The organism is Mesorhizobium dulcispinae, from assembly GCF_033977345.1.
In the GTDB taxonomy this organism is placed as follows: domain Bacteria; phylum Pseudomonadota; class Alphaproteobacteria; order Rhizobiales; family Rhizobiaceae; genus Mesorhizobium; species Mesorhizobium dulcispinae.
Window position 1 is genome coordinate 236,405 of sequence record NZ_JAVIIY010000003.1, and the last position, 16,395, is coordinate 252,799.

General features: G+C 64.1%; 18 protein-coding genes. 16 read left to right on the forward strand and 2 right to left on the reverse strand.

From position 1 onward, the window contains the following. Window positions 1–257 precede the first annotated feature (257 nt). The 3 genes from RFN30_RS09045 to RFN30_RS09055 all read left to right on the forward strand — a co-directional run bounded on the left by RFN30_RS09045 (window position 258) and on the right by RFN30_RS09055 (window position 3,860). Window positions 258–1,811: a sugar ABC transporter ATP-binding protein gene (locus RFN30_RS09045; protein ID WP_320261749.1), complete on the forward strand. Its 1,554-nt coding sequence runs from the start codon at window positions 258–260 to the stop codon at window positions 1,809–1,811. Next, window positions 1,808–2,773, forward strand: a complete 966-nt coding sequence (locus RFN30_RS09050) for an ABC transporter permease (RefSeq protein ID WP_320261750.1) — start codon at window positions 1,808–1,810, stop codon at window positions 2,771–2,773. Before RFN30_RS09045 ends, RFN30_RS09050 begins: the two co-directional genes overlap by 4 nt. A gap of 70 nt (window positions 2,774–2,843) precedes the next feature. Next, a complete protein-coding gene (locus RFN30_RS09055) occupies window positions 2,844–3,860 on the forward strand; it encodes a zinc-binding alcohol dehydrogenase family protein (RefSeq protein ID WP_320261751.1) in 1,017 nt (338 codons plus the stop codon). Between the two features lie 6 nt (window positions 3,861–3,866). Here RFN30_RS09055 and phnF read toward each other — a convergent pair whose 3' ends face one another. Continuing rightward, a complete protein-coding gene (phnF, locus tag RFN30_RS09060; protein ID WP_320261752.1) occupies window positions 3,867–4,613 on the reverse strand; it encodes a phosphonate metabolism transcriptional regulator PhnF in 747 nt (248 codons plus the stop codon). A gap of 132 nt (window positions 4,614–4,745) precedes the next feature. On the opposite strand from phnF, the gene phnG reads away from it, so the two are divergent. Genes phnG through RFN30_RS09075 form a run of 3 tightly spaced genes read left to right on the forward strand, consistent with a single transcriptional unit; the run spans window position 4,746 to window position 6,932 of the window. Further along, on the forward strand, window positions 4,746–5,207 hold the full coding sequence (gene phnG, locus RFN30_RS09065) for a phosphonate C-P lyase system protein PhnG (RefSeq protein WP_320261753.1): 462 nt from the start codon (window positions 4,746–4,748) through the stop codon (window positions 5,205–5,207). Then, window positions 5,207–5,818 carry a phosphonate C-P lyase system protein PhnH gene (phnH, locus tag RFN30_RS09070; protein WP_320261754.1) on the forward strand — a complete coding sequence of 204 codons (612 nt, stop codon included), beginning with the start codon at window positions 5,207–5,209 and terminating at the stop codon, window positions 5,816–5,818. Before phnG ends, phnH begins: the two co-directional genes overlap by 1 nt. 1 nt (window position 5,819) lies before the next feature. Beyond that, the gene (locus tag RFN30_RS09075) at window positions 5,820–6,932 is read left to right on the forward strand and encodes a carbon-phosphorus lyase complex subunit (RefSeq protein WP_320261755.1); all 1,113 of its coding nucleotides are present in this window, start codon (window positions 5,820–5,822) and stop codon (window positions 6,930–6,932) included. Between the two features lie 2 nt (window positions 6,933–6,934). Here the strand turns inward: RFN30_RS09075 and RFN30_RS09080 are convergent, their stop codons facing one another. After that, window positions 6,935–7,132 carry a hypothetical protein gene (locus tag RFN30_RS09080; protein WP_320261756.1) on the reverse strand — a complete coding sequence of 66 codons (198 nt, stop codon included), beginning with the start codon at window positions 7,130–7,132 and terminating at the stop codon, window positions 6,935–6,937. Between the two features lie 59 nt (window positions 7,133–7,191). On the opposite strand from RFN30_RS09080, the gene RFN30_RS09085 reads away from it, so the two are divergent. The 10 genes from RFN30_RS09085 to phnE (RFN30_RS09130) all read left to right on the forward strand — a co-directional run bounded on the left by RFN30_RS09085 (window position 7,192) and on the right by phnE (RFN30_RS09130) (window position 16,384). Further along, the gene (locus RFN30_RS09085; RefSeq protein ID WP_320261757.1) at window positions 7,192–8,091 is read left to right on the forward strand and encodes an alpha-D-ribose 1-methylphosphonate 5-phosphate C-P-lyase PhnJ; all 900 of its coding nucleotides are present in this window, start codon (window positions 7,192–7,194) and stop codon (window positions 8,089–8,091) included. Next, entirely contained in the window at window positions 8,088–8,864 is a 777-nt protein-coding gene (gene phnK / locus RFN30_RS09090; protein WP_320261758.1) for a phosphonate C-P lyase system protein PhnK, read from the forward strand. The genes RFN30_RS09085 and phnK overlap by 4 nt, the downstream gene beginning before the upstream one ends. A gap of 2 nt (window positions 8,865–8,866) precedes the next feature. Continuing rightward, a complete protein-coding gene (gene phnL / locus RFN30_RS09095; protein ID WP_320261759.1) occupies window positions 8,867–9,574 on the forward strand; it encodes a phosphonate C-P lyase system protein PhnL in 708 nt (235 codons plus the stop codon). Beyond that, entirely contained in the window at window positions 9,571–10,188 is a 618-nt protein-coding gene (locus tag RFN30_RS09100; RefSeq protein WP_320261760.1) for a DapH/DapD/GlmU-related protein, read from the forward strand. Before phnL ends, RFN30_RS09100 begins: the two co-directional genes overlap by 4 nt. A gap of 324 nt (window positions 10,189–10,512) precedes the next feature. Then, entirely contained in the window at window positions 10,513–10,998 is a 486-nt protein-coding gene (locus RFN30_RS09105) for a GNAT family N-acetyltransferase (protein WP_320261761.1), read from the forward strand. 126 nt (window positions 10,999–11,124) lie between these two features. Continuing rightward, the gene (locus RFN30_RS09110) at window positions 11,125–11,835 is read left to right on the forward strand and encodes a DUF1868 domain-containing protein (RefSeq protein ID WP_320261762.1); all 711 of its coding nucleotides are present in this window, start codon (window positions 11,125–11,127) and stop codon (window positions 11,833–11,835) included. Window positions 11,836–12,031: 196 nt separating this feature from the next. After that, on the forward strand, window positions 12,032–12,889 hold the full coding sequence (gene phnC / locus RFN30_RS09115; RefSeq protein ID WP_320261763.1) for a phosphonate ABC transporter ATP-binding protein: 858 nt from the start codon (window positions 12,032–12,034) through the stop codon (window positions 12,887–12,889). A 141-nt stretch (window positions 12,890–13,030) separates the two neighbouring features. Further along, on the forward strand, window positions 13,031–13,939 hold the full coding sequence (gene phnD, locus RFN30_RS09120) for a phosphonate ABC transporter substrate-binding protein (protein ID WP_320261764.1): 909 nt from the start codon (window positions 13,031–13,033) through the stop codon (window positions 13,937–13,939). Between the two features lie 58 nt (window positions 13,940–13,997). Then, window positions 13,998–14,954 carry a phosphonate ABC transporter, permease protein PhnE gene (phnE, locus tag RFN30_RS09125; RefSeq protein ID WP_320261765.1) on the forward strand — a complete coding sequence of 319 codons (957 nt, stop codon included), beginning with the start codon at window positions 13,998–14,000 and terminating at the stop codon, window positions 14,952–14,954. Window positions 14,955–15,025: 71 nt separating this feature from the next. Continuing rightward, window positions 15,026–16,384, forward strand: coding sequence for a phosphonate ABC transporter, permease protein PhnE (gene phnE / locus RFN30_RS09130; RefSeq protein ID WP_320262073.1), 1,359 nt, complete (start codon window positions 15,026–15,028; stop codon window positions 16,382–16,384). Window positions 16,385–16,395: the final 11 nt, after the last annotated feature.

Genomic DNA, 16,395 nt, shown 5'->3' on the forward strand with positions numbered 1-16,395 from the left:
GCGGCATCGCGCCAATCGTTTCCGGGGCCTCGACGCCCCGGAAACATTGCCGCGGACGGTTTGGAAATCCGCCGGCATGCCACGGAGCAATTCCAGGAAAAGTGCGAAGCGGTTTTCTGTCCGGAATTGCGTGAACAAACTCCTAAAGCGGGTCGGCATTTCATTAGAAGCTGAACCGCTTTAGGGTTCGTCTCCTAGGTGCGCGAAAGACGCATCGCTGCGTACCCAACGGTTGAGATCAATCTGGGAGGATTGTCATGACGTCGACAGCGCAGGAACTGCACCCCGCACCCACGCTGGAGCCCGGCAGGACGATCCTCGAACTCAACGGCCTCGAAAAGCGCTATCCCGGTACGTATGCGCTGAAGCCGGTCAACCTCGCCTTCAAGGCAGCCGAGATCCACGCCATCGTCGGCGAGAACGGCGCCGGCAAGTCGACGCTCATCAAGTTGCTCACCGGCGTCATGCCGCGCACCTCCGGCGAGGTCATCTGGGAAGGCAAGGCGGAAGCGCTCGCCACCCCGCATGAGGCGATGGCGCTCGGCATCAATGCCGTCCACCAGGAGGTGGTGCTATGCCGCCACCTCACCGTCGCCGCCAACATGTTCCTCGGCGAGGAGAATTCGCGCTTCGGCCTGTTGCAACAGCGCGCGATGGTCAAGGAAGCGCAGAAGATCATCGACGGCCTCGGCTTCGACCTGCCGGCGCATGTCATGCTCGGCGACCTCACCATCGGCCAGCAGCAGCTGATCGCCGCTGCGCGTGCCACCGTGCGCGGCACGAAATTCCTGATCTTCGACGAACCGACCGCCTATCTCACCCGCAAGGAAGCCGACCAGCTGTTCAAGCTGATCCGAAGGCTGAAGGGCGAGGGCGTCACCATCATCTATATCAGCCATCGAATGGAGGAAGTGTTCGAGCTCGCCGACCGCGTCTCGGTGCTGCGTGACGGCACGCTCGTCGGCACCCGCACCATCGCCGAGACAAACGAGCCCGAGTTGGTCAAGTTGATGATCAACCGCTCGATCGAGCAGATCTACCACAAGGAGCATTTCACGCCGGGAGCGACGATTGTCGAGACACGGAACCTCTCCGGCAAGGGATTCGAGAACGTCTCGGTGACCGTCCGCGCGGGCGAGATCGTCGGCCTCTACGGCCTGATCGGCGCCGGCCGCAGCGAGTTCGTGACCACGCTTTATGGCCGTCACAGGAAGTCGGCCGGACAGATCCTGTGGCAAGGCAAGGAGGTGCAAGTCCACTCCGAGCATGACGCGATCCGGCTCGGCATGGCATTGGCGCCGGAAAGCCGCCGCGACCAGGGGCTTTGCCTCAACCTGCCGGTCGGGCTTAACCTCAACCTGCCGATCTACAAGCGCATCTCGAGCAATATGCTGATCTCAGGCGCAAAGGAGAAGGCCGAGGCTGATCGCCAGATCGCCGACCTCAGGATCAAGACGCCGACTCGTAGCGCACTCGCCTCCAGCCTGTCGGGCGGCAACCAGCAGAAGATCGTCATCGGCAAGTGGCTGGCGCATGGCGCCAAGCTGTTCATCTTCGACGAACCGACGGTCGGCGTCGATGTCGGCACCAAGGCCGAGATCTACCGCCTGTTCTCGACGCTTCTGTCCAAGGGCGCCGGCATCATCCTGATCTCGTCCTATCTGCCTGAGGTCTATGAGCTCGCCGACACGTTGCATGTGTTCCGGCGCGGCAAGCTGGTGGCCACGCATGGCTTCCGGACCGCCGATCACGAGGACATTCTCTCTCAGGCGCTCGCCGAGAAACAAGACAAGCAGGGAGGACAGACATGAGCACCGAGGCCATTGCCGTCGAGAAACCGAAACGCAACTACAATGCCCTGTTCGGGCTGACGCTGCTGGCCCTGCTGGTTCTGTTGTGGGTCATCCTGTCGGTGGCGACGTCGAGCTTCGCCTCGGCCAACAACATCTCGAACCTGCTGCGTCAGGGCTCGATGATCGCCATCCTCGCGGTCGGCCAGACCTTCGTGATCATCACCGGCGGCATCGATCTCTCGGTCGGCGCTGTGGTCGGCTTCTCCACAGTTACCACGGCGATGCTGATCAATGCTGGAGTGCCCGTCTTTGCCGCCATCCTCATCACCTTGCTGGTTGGCGTCGCCATCGGCCTGTTCCATGGTTTTGGCATCGTCAAAATGGGCCTACCACCCTTCATCATCACGTTGGCGACGCTGACCTCGTTGCGCGGCATCGGCCTGTTGATGACCAACGGCAATTCGATCTCGATCAACAATGACGCCTTCCAGGAATTCTCGCGCAACTCCTTCGTCGGTGTCCCCAATCTGTTCTGGATGGTGATCCTGGTCGGCATTCCCGCCTATATCTTCCTGCATCACAGCCGCTGGGGCCGCTATCTGTTCTCGGTCGGCTCCAATGCTGAGGCCTCGCGCCTGTCCGGCGTCAACGTCCAGCGCACCATCTACATGGCCTATACGCTGTCCGGCCTCTGCGCGGCCTTCGTCGGCGTGCTGCTGGCCTCGCGCATCGGCATCGGCAATCCGACGCAGGCCGAAGGCTGGGAACTCCAGGCGATCGCCTCCTCGGTGATCGGCGGCACCTCGCTGTTCGGCGCCGTCGGCTCGGTGCATGGGCCGCTGCTTGGCGCCTTCATTCTGGCCACCATCAACAACGGCGCCAACCTGCTCAACGTCAACGCCTTCTGGCAGCGCATCATCACCGGCGTGCTGATCATCGTCATCGTCTATTTCGACGGCCTGCGCCGTCGCGGCAAATAATCGTCCCTGAAATGATGCGCCGGCCTGATCGACCGATGGGCCGGCGCTCCTTTGAATACTGGATCAGCACATGAAAGCCGTCGTCTGCCGCTCGCCCGGCGACCTTGTCCTCGAAGAACGCGCCGAGCCCGGCGCGCCGCCGCCCGGCTGGGCGCGGGTCGCCGTCAGCCATGTCGGTATCTGCGGCACCGACTACCACATCTTCGAGGGCAAGCACCCGTTCCTCGCCTACCCACGCATCATGGGGCATGAGGTGTCGGGCACGGTCGACGAGAAGGGTGAAGGCGTTGGACTCGCGATCGGTGAGGCAGTGATCATCAATCCTTATCTTGCCTGCGGCAAATGCATCGCCTGCCGGCACGGCAAGCCGAATTGCTGCGTCAGCATCGAAGTGCTGGGCGTGCATCGCGACGGCGCCATGTGCGACGAGATCCTGGTGCCGGCGCAAAACCTTTATCCGGCAAACGGCCTTTCGCTGGCCGATGCGGCCGCGGTCGAATTCCTGGCGATCGGCGCGCACGCCGTGCGGCGCTCGCTTGCCGCGCCCGGCCAGCGCACGCTGGTCATCGGCGCCGGCCCGATCGGCCTCGGCACGGCGCTGTTCGCCCGCATCGCCGGGCTCGACGTCAGCCTGCTCGACATGAGCACCGAACGGCTCGACTTCGCCGAGAGCGAGCTCGGATTTGCCGCGCTCGACGGCTCGAAAACGCCGGCGGCCGACCTGGTGCGGCAGGCGACCGGCGGCGAAGGCTTCGACATCGTGTTCGACGCCACCGGCAACACGAAGTCGGTGCAATCGGCCTTCGCCCATGTCGCGCATGGCGGCACGCTGGTTTTGGTCAGCGTCGTCAAGGACGACATCACTTTCTCCGACCCCGAGTTCCACAAGCGCGAGATGACGCTTGTCGGCAGCCGCAATGCGCTCCGTGCCGATTTCGACCACGTCGCCGCCTCGATCCGCAACGGCGCCGTGCCGCTGGCCAAGCTCGTCACCCATCGCACCTCGCTTGCCGGCACGCCGCGCGATCTGGCCAGATGGGCGCATGAGAAATCCGGCCTGATCAAGGCGGTTATCGAGGTCGGATGAACGCCGTCAGTCGTTTGCCGAGAGCCTGAGTTCCACCCGTTCCGCGGGAAAGCGCGACTCGGCGAATTGGATCGGCTGGCCGTCGAGCGTGACGTTGACGGCGACCGTGACCAGCACGATGGCGCCCGGCTGCAATTCGAGATCGGCGAGATCGTCGGCGTCGGCGTGGCGCGCGGACAGCACTGTCGATTGCCTCAGATAATCGTTGATGCCGAAGCGCTTGAGCGAGGCGGTGATCGATCCCGTCTCCGCCATCGCGACCTCGATACCGGCGAAACGTTTTGCATCGAACCATGTCGTCGCCCGCGACACCGGATGCCCGTCGGCCTCGCCGCGCGTTTCCAGACAGATCACGGCCGATCCCCTGGCAATGCCGAGCGCCTCGGCGATGCGGCGGTTGGCTGGCTCCGTCGATGACGACAGCAGCGCGATGTGGCGCTCGGTCGTCTGCCCTTGCAGCCCGGTCGAAAACCGCGTGCGCGCGCCGATCGGATAGGAGAGACGCTTGCGCGACAGCACGAAGGTGCCGCGCCCCTGCTCGGCCTTGAGTACGCCTTCCTGCACCAGGGCGGCAATGGCGCTGCGCACCGTATGGCGGTTGACGCCGTAGCGTTCCGCTAGCGCCATTTCCGGCGGCAGCGCCGCATTCTCGGCGAAATCGCCGCTCGCGATCCCCTGCAGGATCCTGTCGGCGATCTGCCGCCACAGCGACACGCCATTGCGTCTTTCGATGCTGCCCGCCAGTCCCGTCATTTCCCCGCCCCCAACGTCTTCCTCCTAGCTTTTGCGCCTCTTGTCATCCGCCCGTCATGGACTCCCGTTAGGTGATGAGTATAATTTGTATAGTTGTCTATATCAATAGACAAATTTCCAAGGAGCGATGCGATGCGAGGACAGGAAGCGCGCGAGCAAGCCGGGCGAAAGGCCTTGATGGCAACGCTGGCGCACGCGGCGCCCGAAGAGATCGCGCGTCTGTGGGACGGCTCCGGCCTGCCTTCCGAGGCGGAGCTTTTGCGCGGTCCGGAAACCGGATTGGTGACCGTGCGCGGGCGGATCGGCGGTGGCGGCGCGCCCTTCAATGTCGGCGAGGCGACCGTCACTCGCGCCACGGTGCGGCTGCCCTCCGGACAGGTCGGCCATTCCTATGCGCTCGGTCGCGACAAGAACAAGGCCAGACTCGCGGCAATCGCCGACGCGCTTTGGCAGGACCCGGCCCACCGCGAGGCGGTCGAGACCAAGCTCGTCGCGCCGTTGCGGACAGCGCTCGAAGAGGCGCGCGAGAAGCGGCGCGTCGAGACGGCGGCCACGAAAGTGGATTTCTTCACCATGGTGCGCGGAGAGGACTGATGGATATCGCCACGCAATCGATCGAAGGCGGCTTCGCCGAACCGGTTTTCAATGCGCAAACCGTGTTCCGCGCCATCATGGACGCCATGGCGCGTCCCGGCAGCGTCCAGGCCCTGCCGTCGCTCGCCCATCCGCCGGCGCCGCTGTCGGCGACCGCCGGCGCCGTGGCGCTGGCGCTCTGCGACAACGACACGCCGATCTGGCTCGACCCGCGGCTGCAGGCCGAAGCGCCCGTAAAGGCCTGGCTCGGTTTTCACACCGGCGCGCCCTTGGCCAACACGCCCGCCGACGCGCATTTCGCGATCGTCGCCAATCCAGCGGAGATGGCGGCGCTCGACGGTTTTGCGCAAGGCACGCAGGAATATCCCGACCGCTCGACGACGCTGATCCTTTTGGTCGACGATCTCGCCTCCGGTCCGTCGCTCCTGCTCGAAGGCCCTGGCATCGAGAAGACCGCGACGATCGCGCCGAGAGCCATGCCGCGCCATTTCGTCGAACAGTGGAAGCAGAACAACCATCGTTTCCCGCGCGGCGTCGACATCATCCTGGCGGCGTCCGGCAGCCTCGCCTGCCTGCCGCGCACCACCCGCATCAAGACGATGGAGGCATGACATGTATGTCGCGGTGAAAGGCGGCGAAGCCGCAATTGCCAACGCCCATCGCCTGCTTGCCGATCGCCGGCGCGGCGACCGCTCGGTACCGGTGCTGCGCCTCGACCAGATCGTCGAGCAGCTGGCGCTCGGCGTCGACCGCGTGATGAGCGAAGGCTCGCTCTACGACCGCGAGCTGGCCGCGCTTGCCGTCGTCCAGGCGCGCGGCGACATGATCGAGGCGATCTTCCTTGTGCGCGCCTACCGCACCACGCTGCCGCGCTTCGGCTATACCAATCCGGTCGACACCGGCGCCATGCAGGTCGAGCGGCGCGTGTCGGCCACCTACAAGGACCTGCCCGGCGGCCAGGTGCTAGGGCCGACTTTCGACTACACCCACCGGCTGCTCGATCCGGAGCTCGCCGCCGGCGCCGAGGTCGAAGCACCCGCTCAGCGTCCTGCCGAAGCCGAGGCCATGCCGCGCGTTTCTTCGATCCTTGCCCATGAAGGCCTGATCGAAGCCGACAGCGACATGCCGCTTGACCATATCCCCGGCGACATCACCCGCGAGCCGCTGCAGTTTCCGATGGCGCGCGACATCCGCCTGCAGGCGCTGTCGCGCGGCGACGAAGGGTTTCTGCTGGCGCTCGGCTATTCGACGCAGCGCGGCTATGCCCGCAACCATCCCTTCGTCGGCGAGGTCCGCATCGGCGAGGTCGAGCTGGAGTTCGACGTGCCGGAGCTGCCCTTCGCCGCGCCGCTCGGCTCCATCCGCGTCACCGAGTGCCAGATGGTCAACCAGTTCAAGGGCTCGGCCAAGGCACCGCCGCAATTCACCCGCGGCTATGGTCTGGTCTTCGGCCAGAGCGAGCGCAAGGCGATGGCCATGGCGCTGTGCGACCGGGCGCTGCGCGCTACCGAGCTTGGCGAGGATGTGATTGCCGTGGCGCAGGACGAGGAGTTCGTCATCTCGCATTCCGACAATGTGCAGGCCACCGGCTTCGTCGAGCACCTGAAGCTGCCGCACTATGTCGACTTTCAGGCCGAGATCGACCTGGTCCGCCGCATGCGCGCCGAATTCGAAGCACGCGAAAACGAAGACAAGGCCGAAGAAAAGAGGGAGGCCGCGGAATGAGCTTAGAAGCCACCCACATGACCACCGCCATCGGCGGAATGGCCACTACCCTCACCGCCACCCCACGTCATGCCGCCGCCCAAGGATTCGATAGACCCCTCCCTCGGTTTGGGCAGGACCATGCGGCGAAAAACAAAAACTGCTGCGCCCGCGAAGGCCAACAGCAGAATTCCAAGATGCACCCATCCGGTGGAGGTCATTTGGCCCTACTCCAGCGTCCTGGACGTCAAATCGATAGCACAAAGCGGATGTGATCGCCATGACCGACATCGCCACCTACAACTTCGCCTATCTCGATGAGCAGACAAAGCGGATGATCCGCGGCGCCATTCTGAAGGGCATCGCCATTCCCGGCTACCAGGTGCCCTTCGCCTCGCGCGAGATGCCGATGCCCTATGGCTGGGGCACCGGCGGCGTGCAGGTCACCGCTTCGATCATCGGTCCCGATGATGTGCTGAAAGTCATCGACCAGGGCGCCGACGACACCACCAACGCCGTCTCGATCCGCGCCTTCTTCAAAAAGGTCGCCAAGGTCGCCGTCACCACCGAGACGGCGGCGGCAACGATCATCCAGACCCGCCACCGTATCCCGGAGCATCCGCTCGACGCGGGACAGGTGTTGGTCTTCCAGGTGCCGATCCCCGATCCGCTGCGCTTCCTCGAGCCGCGCGAGACGGAAACGCGAAAAATGCATGCGCTGGAGGAATACGGCCTCATGCATGTGAAGCTCTACGAGGACATCGCCAGGCACGGCCGCATCGCCACCACCTACGCCTATCCGGTCAAGGTCGAGGGCCGCTATGTGATGGACCCCTCGCCGACGCCGAAATTCGACAATCCGAAGATGCATCGTTCGCCGGCATTGCAGCTTTTCGGCGCCGGCCGCGAGAAGCGCATCTATGCGGTCCCGCCCTTCACCGATGTCGTCAGCCTCGATTTCGAGGACCATCCGTTCGAGGTGCAGACCTTCGACCAGCCATGCGCGCTCTGCGCCGCCGAGAATGTCTATCTCGACGAGGTCATCCTCGACGACCATGGTGGCCACATGTTCGTCTGCTCCGACACCGACCATTGCGAGAAGCGGCGCGCGGATGGCCATCGCGGCCATCTTGCGCCTGAAACCCATCTTGCCCTGGAAAGAACGGAGCCGGCGCAATGACCGACCAACCGCTGCTGCGCGTCTCGGCGCTTTCCAAATTCTACGGCTCGCGCGTCGGCTGCGAGAATGTCACGTTCGACCTGTGGCCAGGCGAGGTGCTGGCGGTCGTCGGCGAATCCGGCTCCGGCAAGACGACGCTGCTGAACTGCCTGTCGACCAGGCTTCTGCCGTCCTCCGGCACCGCAAGCTACCGCATGCGCGACAGCCAGTGGCGCGAGCTCTACCGCATGAGCGAGGCCGAGCGCCGCTTCCTGATGCGCACCGACTGGGGCTTTGTCCACCAAAACCCGGCGGATGGCCTGCGCATGACGGTGTCGGCCGGCGCCAATGTCGGCGAGCGACTGATGGCGGTGGGCGACCGCCACTACGGCAAGATCCGCGCCACGGCGGTCGACTGGCTGTCGCGCGTCGAGATCGACGATGACCGCATCGACGACGAGCCGCGCGCCTTCTCCGGCGGCATGCGCCAGCGCCTGCAGATCGCCCGCAACCTGGTGACCGGGCCGCGGCTGGTGTTCATGGACGAGCCGACCGGCGGCCTCGACGTTTCGGTGCAGGCGCGCCTGCTGGACCTGTTGCGCGGCCTGGTCACCGATCTCGGCCTCGCCGCAATCGTCGTCACTCACGACCTCGCCGTGGCGCGGCTTTTGTCACAGCGCATGATGGTGATGAAGGACGGCCGCGTCGTCGAAAGCGGCCTCACCGACCGCGTGCTCGACGACCCGCGCGCGCCTTACACGCAACTTCTTGTGTCCTCCATCTTGCAGGTGTGAACATGGCTACGCCGCTTGTCGTTTCCGATGTCGCGAAAAGCTTCACCATGCATCTGCGCGACGGCGTCACGCTGCCGGTAGTGGCGGGCGTCTCCTTCTCGATCCGCGCCGGCGAATGCGCGGTGCTCGGCGGCCCGTCGGGCGCGGGAAAAAGCTCGATCCTGAAAATGCTCTACGGCAACTATGCCGTCGACCAAGGCCAGATCATCGTCCAGCATGGTGGCGGGCTGATCGACCTCGCTTCCGCCAGCCCGCGCACCGTGCTCTCCGTGCGCCGCCACACCATCGGCTATGTCAGCCAGTTCCTGCGCACTGTGCCGCGGGTTTCCGCGCTTGACGTCGTCGCAGAACCGCTGGTCGAGCGCGGCGAGGACAGAGAGGCCGCGCGGGAGAACGCACGCACCTTGCTTGCGCAGCTCAACCTGCCGGAAAAGCTCTGGGCCTTGCCGCCTGCAACCTTCTCCGGCGGCGAGCAGCAGCGCGTCAACATCGCGCGCGGCTTCATCACCGAGCATCCGATCCTTTTGCTCGACGAGCCGACCGCTTCGCTCGACGCCAGGAACCGCGACGTCGTGGTCGAGCTCATCGCCGCCAAGAAAGCAGCAGGCGTTGCTCTCCTCGGTATCTTCCACGACCAGGATGTACGCGACGCGGTGGCCGACCGCGTCATCGACGTCACCGCCTTCGCCGCAGGCAGGATCGCCGCATGACGAGGAAGCTTTCTGAGGCGCCGCTGGTTCATCCGACTGCACAGGTCGAGAATTCGACGCTCGGCCGCTGGACCGAGATCGCCGAACGCAGCCGCGTCTCGGAAAGCGAGCTCGGCGACTATTCCTACATGATGCAGGACTGCGCCGTCTGGTGCGCGACCATTCGCAAGTTCTCCAACATCGCGGCAAGCGTGCGCATCAACGCTACCAACCACCCGACCTGGCGGCCGACGCTGCACCACTTCACATATCGCGCCTCGGACTATTGGGACGATGCAGAGCATGAGAGCGAGTTCTTCGCCCAGCGCCGCGCCAGGCGCGTCACCATCGGCCACGATACCTGGCTCGGCCACGGCTCGACCATCCTGCCCGGCGTGACCGTCGGCGACGGCGCGGCGGTCGGCGCCGGTGCCGTGGTCTCCAAGGATGTCGCGCCCTATACGATCGTCGCGGGCGTCCCTGCGAAACCGATCCGCGAGCGCTTCGACCGCCGCACCGCCGAGCGCTACCAGGCGCTCGCCTGGTGGGACTGGGACCATGCAAGGCTGCGCGCCGCGCTCGACGATTTTCGCGAGCTCTCGGCCGAAGCTTTCCTGGAGAAATATGGCGGCTAGAGCAATTCCAGGAAAAGTGCGTAGCGGTTTTCCGTCCGGAATTGCGTGAAAACAAAGAGATAGAGCGGTTCGGCGTTTCCGTGAAACGGTGAACCGCTCTAGTCGGCCGGCGTGTTTTCGCATGTGTCAGGAACATGCGCATGTGCTAAAGTAAGAACATGGTTGAGGGGTTCATGCAGCCCTTGCGAAAAGACGTACCGGCCCCGCCGACAGCCGCCGTGGAGCCGGGAATTGTGACTGCTTTTGCAATTCTGGTCTTTCTCAGCAGTATCCTTGCCGCTATCCGGTTCTGATCCGCTTCAATCTCGCTCGAGAGCCCCGACCGTGCCGACCATTCGTCCAGCCACTCCGGCCGATGCAGATGCGATCTGGTCCATCCTTGAACCTGTCCTGCGCGCCGGCGAAACCTATGCGCTGCCCCGCGACTGGAACCGCGACCAGGCGCTGGGCTACTGGTTTTCCGTTGGGCACGACGTGTTCGTGGCGGAGGAGGCCGGCGATGTGATTGGGTGCTACTATCTCCACGCCAACCAGCGCGGCGGCGGCGCGCATGTCGCCAATTGCGGCTACGTCACGTCGGCGGCTTCGAGCGGTCGAGGAATCGCCACCGCGATGTGCGAGCATTCCTTGCAACGGGCCGCCGATCTTGGCTTTCGAGCCATGCAGTTCAACTTCGTCATCAGCAGCAACGAGCGGGCGGTGAAGCTGTGGCGTCGGCTGGGCTTCGACATCGTCGGCACCATTCCACAAGCATTCGACCATCCGCGGCTGGGCTATGTCGACGCTTTCGTGATGCACCGCATGCTGTAGAGGTGTGCAGGTTCATACCCTTGACACAGGACTCGGACAGGACGCGATCTCCGCCCGAAGCAATTCCAGGAAAAGTGCGTCATGGTTTTCCGTCCGGAATTGCGAACCAACAATTTGAGATCGCCCATGCTCGCCACAGTCAGACCCTCGCTCGCCTCCTTCTTCGAAGGCACCAATCCGGCGCCGCCGGTGCATCTCGGCACGCGCTACGAGACATCGGGCAACTTCCTCCTCGAGCCCGGCAACACGGTGGTCAGCCACCTCGTCCAGGGCTCGCCTTCCGAAGCCGCCGTCATCGAGGTGCGCGAGCGCATTCGCGCCATGCCCGATGCTGATCGCCTCGCTTTCACGCCGATCTCCAGCCTGCACATGACCCTGTTCCAGGGCATCATCGAATATCGCCGCAGGCTCCCCTACTGGCCGGCCGATGTACCGCTCGACACCAGCATCGACGACATGACCCGCCTCTATCTCGAGCGCCTGCAGAGCTTCGAAGGCAACGGCGCCTTCAGGATCAGGACCATCGGCATCACGCCGAACGGCCTGACAGTTGCCGGCGCCACGGACGAGGACCGGCTTGTCCTCAAAGCCTGGCGCGATGCGCTGTCGGTGCCGTTCGGCTACCGCCATCCTGACCACGACATGTATGTCTTCCATATCACTTTCGCCTACCAGATCCGCCGCCTCGCCGACGATCGCGCAGCCGCCTGGCAGGACCTGTTCGACGATTGCCTGTCGTTCCTTGATCGCGAGGCTCCGGTGATCGAATTGCGCCCGCCGGCCTTCTGCAGCTTCAAGGACATGAAGCATTTCGAGGAATTGCTTGTGCTGGGGTGACCCTATGCACGTCGCCCAAAAGCTTGCCGTCGGGCCTGACCTGCGGGTGCGCGCGGTTTTGGGACAACGACATGCATAAATAGGGACGGCCTGTGGGACGTAACAAAACTGACATCAATCCGACACCCCAGCTTCATGGGGCTGCGCTAGCGAAGGTTAACGGACCTTCGAAACCGCGACGTACCGGAGTCTTGCCATGTCAGCATCATCGGCCACGCTGGAAATCCGCGGCGTAACCCGACGATTTGGCAAGAACACCGCTGTCAGCGACATCAACATCTCGATTCCGCAGGGTCAGATGGTCGGCATCATCGGCCGCTCCGGCGCCGGCAAGTCGACGTTGCTGCGTATGATCAACCGTCTCATCGATCCCAGCCAGGGGTCGATTTTTTTTGACGGCGCCGAGGTTTCCCGCCTGCAGGGCTCGCCGCTGCGCCGCTGGCAGCGCGACTGCGCCATGATCTTCCAGCAGTTCAACCTGGTGCCGCGCCTCGACGTGCTGACCAACGTGCTGCTCGGCCGCCTCAACCACCGCTCCACGCTTTCCAACCTGCTCGGTATGTTCTCGCGCACCGAATGTGCCGAGGCGGTCGCCGCGCTCGAGCGCCTCGACATCGCCCGCACCGCGCTGCAGCCGGCCGGCACGCTGTCCGGCGGCCAGCAGCAGCGCGTGGCGATCGCGCGCGCCATGATGCAGCAGCCGAAAGTGCTTTTGGCCGACGAGCCGATCGCCTCGCTCGACCCGCTCAACGCCAAGGTGGTGATGGATTCGCTGCGCGACATCAATCTGCGCGAAGGCATCACCGTCGTCACCAACCTGCACACGCTGGACACCGCCCGCGCCTATTGCAACCGCATCATCGGCATGGCCGCCGGCAAGGTCGTCTTCGACGGCGCGCCCGAGGATCTCGACCGCGACGCCGTGCGCACCGTCTATGGCGCCGACGCCAACGGCGTCGAGATCTCCGAGGCCATCACGTCGACCAGCGTCAGCATCAAGCCGAAGCTCACCGCATCCGCCGGACCGCTCGAACCGGCCTTCCCTGGCTACTGAGTCCACCGCCCGGGCTGAAGCTGCTCCGGGCAAATCGTGGATTTCAGCAAAGAGCAACCCGGATCGCCCGCCCGCGTCAAAGGCAAGACTTAAAAATTCGAACGCCACCGGCGCGTAGCCGGAGCAACAGGAGAGAGATCAATGTTCAGGAAAATGGTTTTTGGCGCCGTATCGCTGCTCGCCATGGCGGCAAGTGCTGCTCACGCTGCCGACATCAAGGAATTCCGCGTCGGCATCCTCGGCGGCGAGAATGAAACCGACCGCCTGCGCAACTATCAGTGCCTTGCCGACCACCTGAAGGCCGAATTCGGCTTCGAGAAGGTGTCGCTGTTCCCGGCCGCCGACTATGACGGCGTCATCCAGGGCCTGCTCGGCGGCACGCTCGACTTCGCCGAGCTCGGCGCGTCCGGTTACGCCAGCGTCTATCTCAAGGACCCGAACGCCGTCACCCCGATCCTCACCACCAAGCAGACCGACGGCTCGACCGGCTACTATTCGATCGGCCTGGCGCTGAAGACTTCCGGCATCACCGACATCAAGTCGGCCAAGGGCAAGAAGCTCGGCTATGCCGACCCGGATTCGACCTCGGGCTATCTGATCCCGCTGACCCAGATTCCGAAGGACACCGGCGCCTCCAACGAGACCTACTTCGCCTCGACCCAGTTCAACGGCGGCCATGAGAACAACATCCTCGCCGTCCGCGATGGCAAGGTCGACGTGGCGGTGGACGATTCCTCCGGCATCGGCGATTTCAAGAACGGCTACACCTCCGGCACCTTCCACAAGGAAGTCGCCAAGGGCGCCGTCGACCCGAACGACTTCGTCGAAGTCTGGCGCTCCGGCCTGATCCCGAACGGCCCGCTGGTCGTCCGCACCGCGCTCGGCTCCGAGATGACCGCCAAGCTCACCGACTTCTTCACGGCGTTGCCGACCAAGGACAAGCCCTGCTTCGAAGGCGTCGAAGGCGGCGACTTCACCGGCTACGTCCCGGTGAAGCCGGACTTCTACAACGTCATCGTCGAAGCCCGCAAAGCCGCGATCGGCGGCTGACGGCATCAGGAAAAGAGGGCGGCGCTGCAAAACGCCGCCCTTTTTGCATTCACCGATCATGACCCTTTCGACGACGATCCATTCCGAAGCGACAAGGCAGCAGGCCGACGCCTGGCGGCGCCAGACCTCGCTTCGCCGCTTCTATACCGCGCTCGGGGTCGGCCTGCTGCTGGTCGCCATGGTCGCGACCATGTGGTTTGCCGACGAAGCCAATGCCGGCCATTTCTTCGAGCGGCTGCCGCATATCCTCGACTTCCTGAGCTGGCTTATCCCGAAGGACTGGAACGACGTCTGGCGGGCGCTGTTCGATATCGCCTCGCCGCATGACAAGGGCACGCAGGAATTCAACTTCCCGCTTGGCCGCGTTTACATCTGGGGCGGCTTCTACATCCCCGAATATTTCGAGCTGATGCTGACCACCGTCAACGTTGCGCTGGTCTCGACCTTCATCGGCTTCGTCTTTGCCGTTCCTTTCTCCTTCATCGCCGCGCGCAACCTGACGCCGAGCCCGATCCTGCGGCTCATCGTCAAGCGCTTCATGGAATTGCTGCGCGCCTTCCCCGAGATCGTGATTGCCGGCCTGTTTGCGGCAATCGTCTCGATCGGCCCGGTCGCGGCCATCATTGCGATTGGCCTGCATTCGATCGGCGCGCTGGGCAAGCTGTTCTACGAGATCAATGAGAACATCGATATGCGCCCCGAGGAAGGCCTGCGGGCGGTTGGCGCCAACTGGATCGAGCGCGTGCGCTTCGCCGACCTGCCGCAGGTGCTGCCCAACTTCATGTCCTATACGCTGCTCAGAATCGAGATCAACGTGCGCATCTCGACCATCATGGGCGCGGTCGGCGGCGGCGGCATCGGCGAGGAGCTGAAGCTGGCCATCTCACGCGGCTTCGGTGCCAAGACGCTGGCGCTGGTGCTGCTGCTCTTCGTCACCATCTTCCTCGTCGACCAGTTCTCCGCCTGGCTGCGCCGCAAGCTCGTCGGCGAGCAGGCCTTTCTGATGAGCGCTTAGACCATGATCCCGAAAAGTGGACGCCGGTTTTTGGAGAAGATCATGGTCCAAGGAAAAGAAAAGCCATGGCTATGACCGTCGACGAAATCAGCGCGATCGAGGACCGCCACCCGCAGATATTCAAGCGGCCGGCCTTCAAGCGCTTCTGGCCGCTGCTCCTGATCGCCGGCACGGCGCTCTATCTCGCCTACGCCCTGTGGTTCTTCAGCCTGCCGCAGGTGCTCAAGGAATCGCACTGGGAGCGCCTGCCGCTCTTCCTGTCGCAATGGATCAGCTACGACCTGCAGCCGGAATTCCGCCTCGACCAGCCTCAGATCACGCCGAAATATCCGCGCTTCTCAGCGCTCGGCGAAAACCCAAATCCGGACTGGGTGATCAGGAATCCCGACGGCACTTTCACCGTGCAGATCGACGGCGGGGCCAAATCCGTCACCTTCGACAAGACAAAGGCGACGATCTCAGCCAACGGCCAGATCGTGCCGGTCTCTCTGACCGGCGGCAAGCCCGAGGTGACGGGACCGGTGCCGGACTGGGTGACGGTGCATGACGACGAGGTCGTCGCCAAGATGGGCTTCGCCGGCGAAGTGCGGGTCACCGTCGATCGCGTCAAGGTGCGCAAGCGCTTCCTGGGCTGGGCGAATTTCGTCTTCGACACGCGCTCGCCGTTCTTCGGCAAGTCGGCAGGCGCGGTGTTCTCGCTGATCGTCTCCGGACCGGAGCTCAAGCCGGGCACGTCGAACCTTGCCTTGGCCGCCGACAACATCTGGAACAATGCCCAATGGCAGCATGGCGACGTCTGGACGAAACTGCTGCAGACCATCGTCATGGCGTTCCTCGGCACGCTGCTTGGCGGCATCGTCGCCTTCCCCCTCGCCTTCTTCGCCGCCCGCAACATCACGCCAAGCGGGCTGCTCAGCCAGGTGCTGAAGCGCTTCTTCGACTTCATGCGCTCGGTCGACATGCTGATCTGGGCGCTGTTTTTCACCCGCGCCTTCGGCCCCGGCCCGCTCGCCGGCAGCGCCGCGATTTTCTTCACCGAGATCGGCACGCTCGGCAAAACCTATTCCGAGGCGCTGGAGAACATCGACGACAAGCCGCGCGAAGGCGTGCTCTCGACCGGCGCCAACGGCCTGCTGGTGCAGCGCTACGGCGTGCTGCCGGAAGTGGTGCCGATCTTCATCAGCCAGACACTCTACCAGTGGGAATCGAACACCCGCGGCGCCACCATCATCGGCGCGGTCGGCGCCGGCGGCATCGGCCTGAAACTATGGGAAGCCATGCGCACCAACTCGAACTGGGCCAACGTCTTCTACATGGTGCTGCTGACGCTTTTCGTCGTCTTCGTCTTCGACAACATCTCGAACTTCCTGCGCCGCCGGCTCAGCCGCACGCTGCATGATTACAACCGGCTCCAGGCTGCGCAGGGTTAGGCCCTCATTGC

Coding starts and splice junctions, on each gene's coding strand:
- RFN30_RS09045 (WP_320261749.1), top strand. CDS start 258: ATGACGTCGACAGCGCAGGAACTGCACCCCGCACCCACGCTGGAGCCC.
- RFN30_RS09050 (WP_320261750.1), top strand. CDS start 1,808: ATGAGCACCGAGGCCATTGCCGTCGAGAAACCGAAACGCAACTACAAT.
- RFN30_RS09055 (WP_320261751.1), top strand. CDS start 2,844: ATGAAAGCCGTCGTCTGCCGCTCGCCCGGCGACCTTGTCCTCGAAGAA.
- phnF (WP_320261752.1), bottom strand. CDS start 4,613: ATGACGGGACTGGCGGGCAGCATCGAAAGACGCAATGGCGTGTCGCTG.
- phnG (WP_320261753.1), top strand. CDS start 4,746: ATGCGAGGACAGGAAGCGCGCGAGCAAGCCGGGCGAAAGGCCTTGATG.
- phnH (WP_320261754.1), top strand. CDS start 5,207: ATGGATATCGCCACGCAATCGATCGAAGGCGGCTTCGCCGAACCGGTT.
- RFN30_RS09075 (WP_320261755.1), top strand. CDS start 5,820: ATGTATGTCGCGGTGAAAGGCGGCGAAGCCGCAATTGCCAACGCCCAT.
- RFN30_RS09080 (WP_320261756.1), bottom strand. CDS start 7,132: ATGACCTCCACCGGATGGGTGCATCTTGGAATTCTGCTGTTGGCCTTC.
- RFN30_RS09085 (WP_320261757.1), top strand. CDS start 7,192: ATGACCGACATCGCCACCTACAACTTCGCCTATCTCGATGAGCAGACA.
- phnK (WP_320261758.1), top strand. CDS start 8,088: ATGACCGACCAACCGCTGCTGCGCGTCTCGGCGCTTTCCAAATTCTAC.
- phnL (WP_320261759.1), top strand. CDS start 8,867: ATGGCTACGCCGCTTGTCGTTTCCGATGTCGCGAAAAGCTTCACCATG.
- RFN30_RS09100 (WP_320261760.1), top strand. CDS start 9,571: ATGACGAGGAAGCTTTCTGAGGCGCCGCTGGTTCATCCGACTGCACAG.
- RFN30_RS09110 (WP_320261762.1), top strand. CDS start 11,125: ATGCTCGCCACAGTCAGACCCTCGCTCGCCTCCTTCTTCGAAGGCACC.
- phnC (WP_320261763.1), top strand. CDS start 12,032: ATGTCAGCATCATCGGCCACGCTGGAAATCCGCGGCGTAACCCGACGA.
- phnD (WP_320261764.1), top strand. CDS start 13,031: ATGTTCAGGAAAATGGTTTTTGGCGCCGTATCGCTGCTCGCCATGGCG.
- phnE (WP_320261765.1), top strand. CDS start 13,998: ATGACCCTTTCGACGACGATCCATTCCGAAGCGACAAGGCAGCAGGCC.
- phnE (WP_320262073.1), top strand. CDS start 15,026: ATGACCGTCGACGAAATCAGCGCGATCGAGGACCGCCACCCGCAGATA.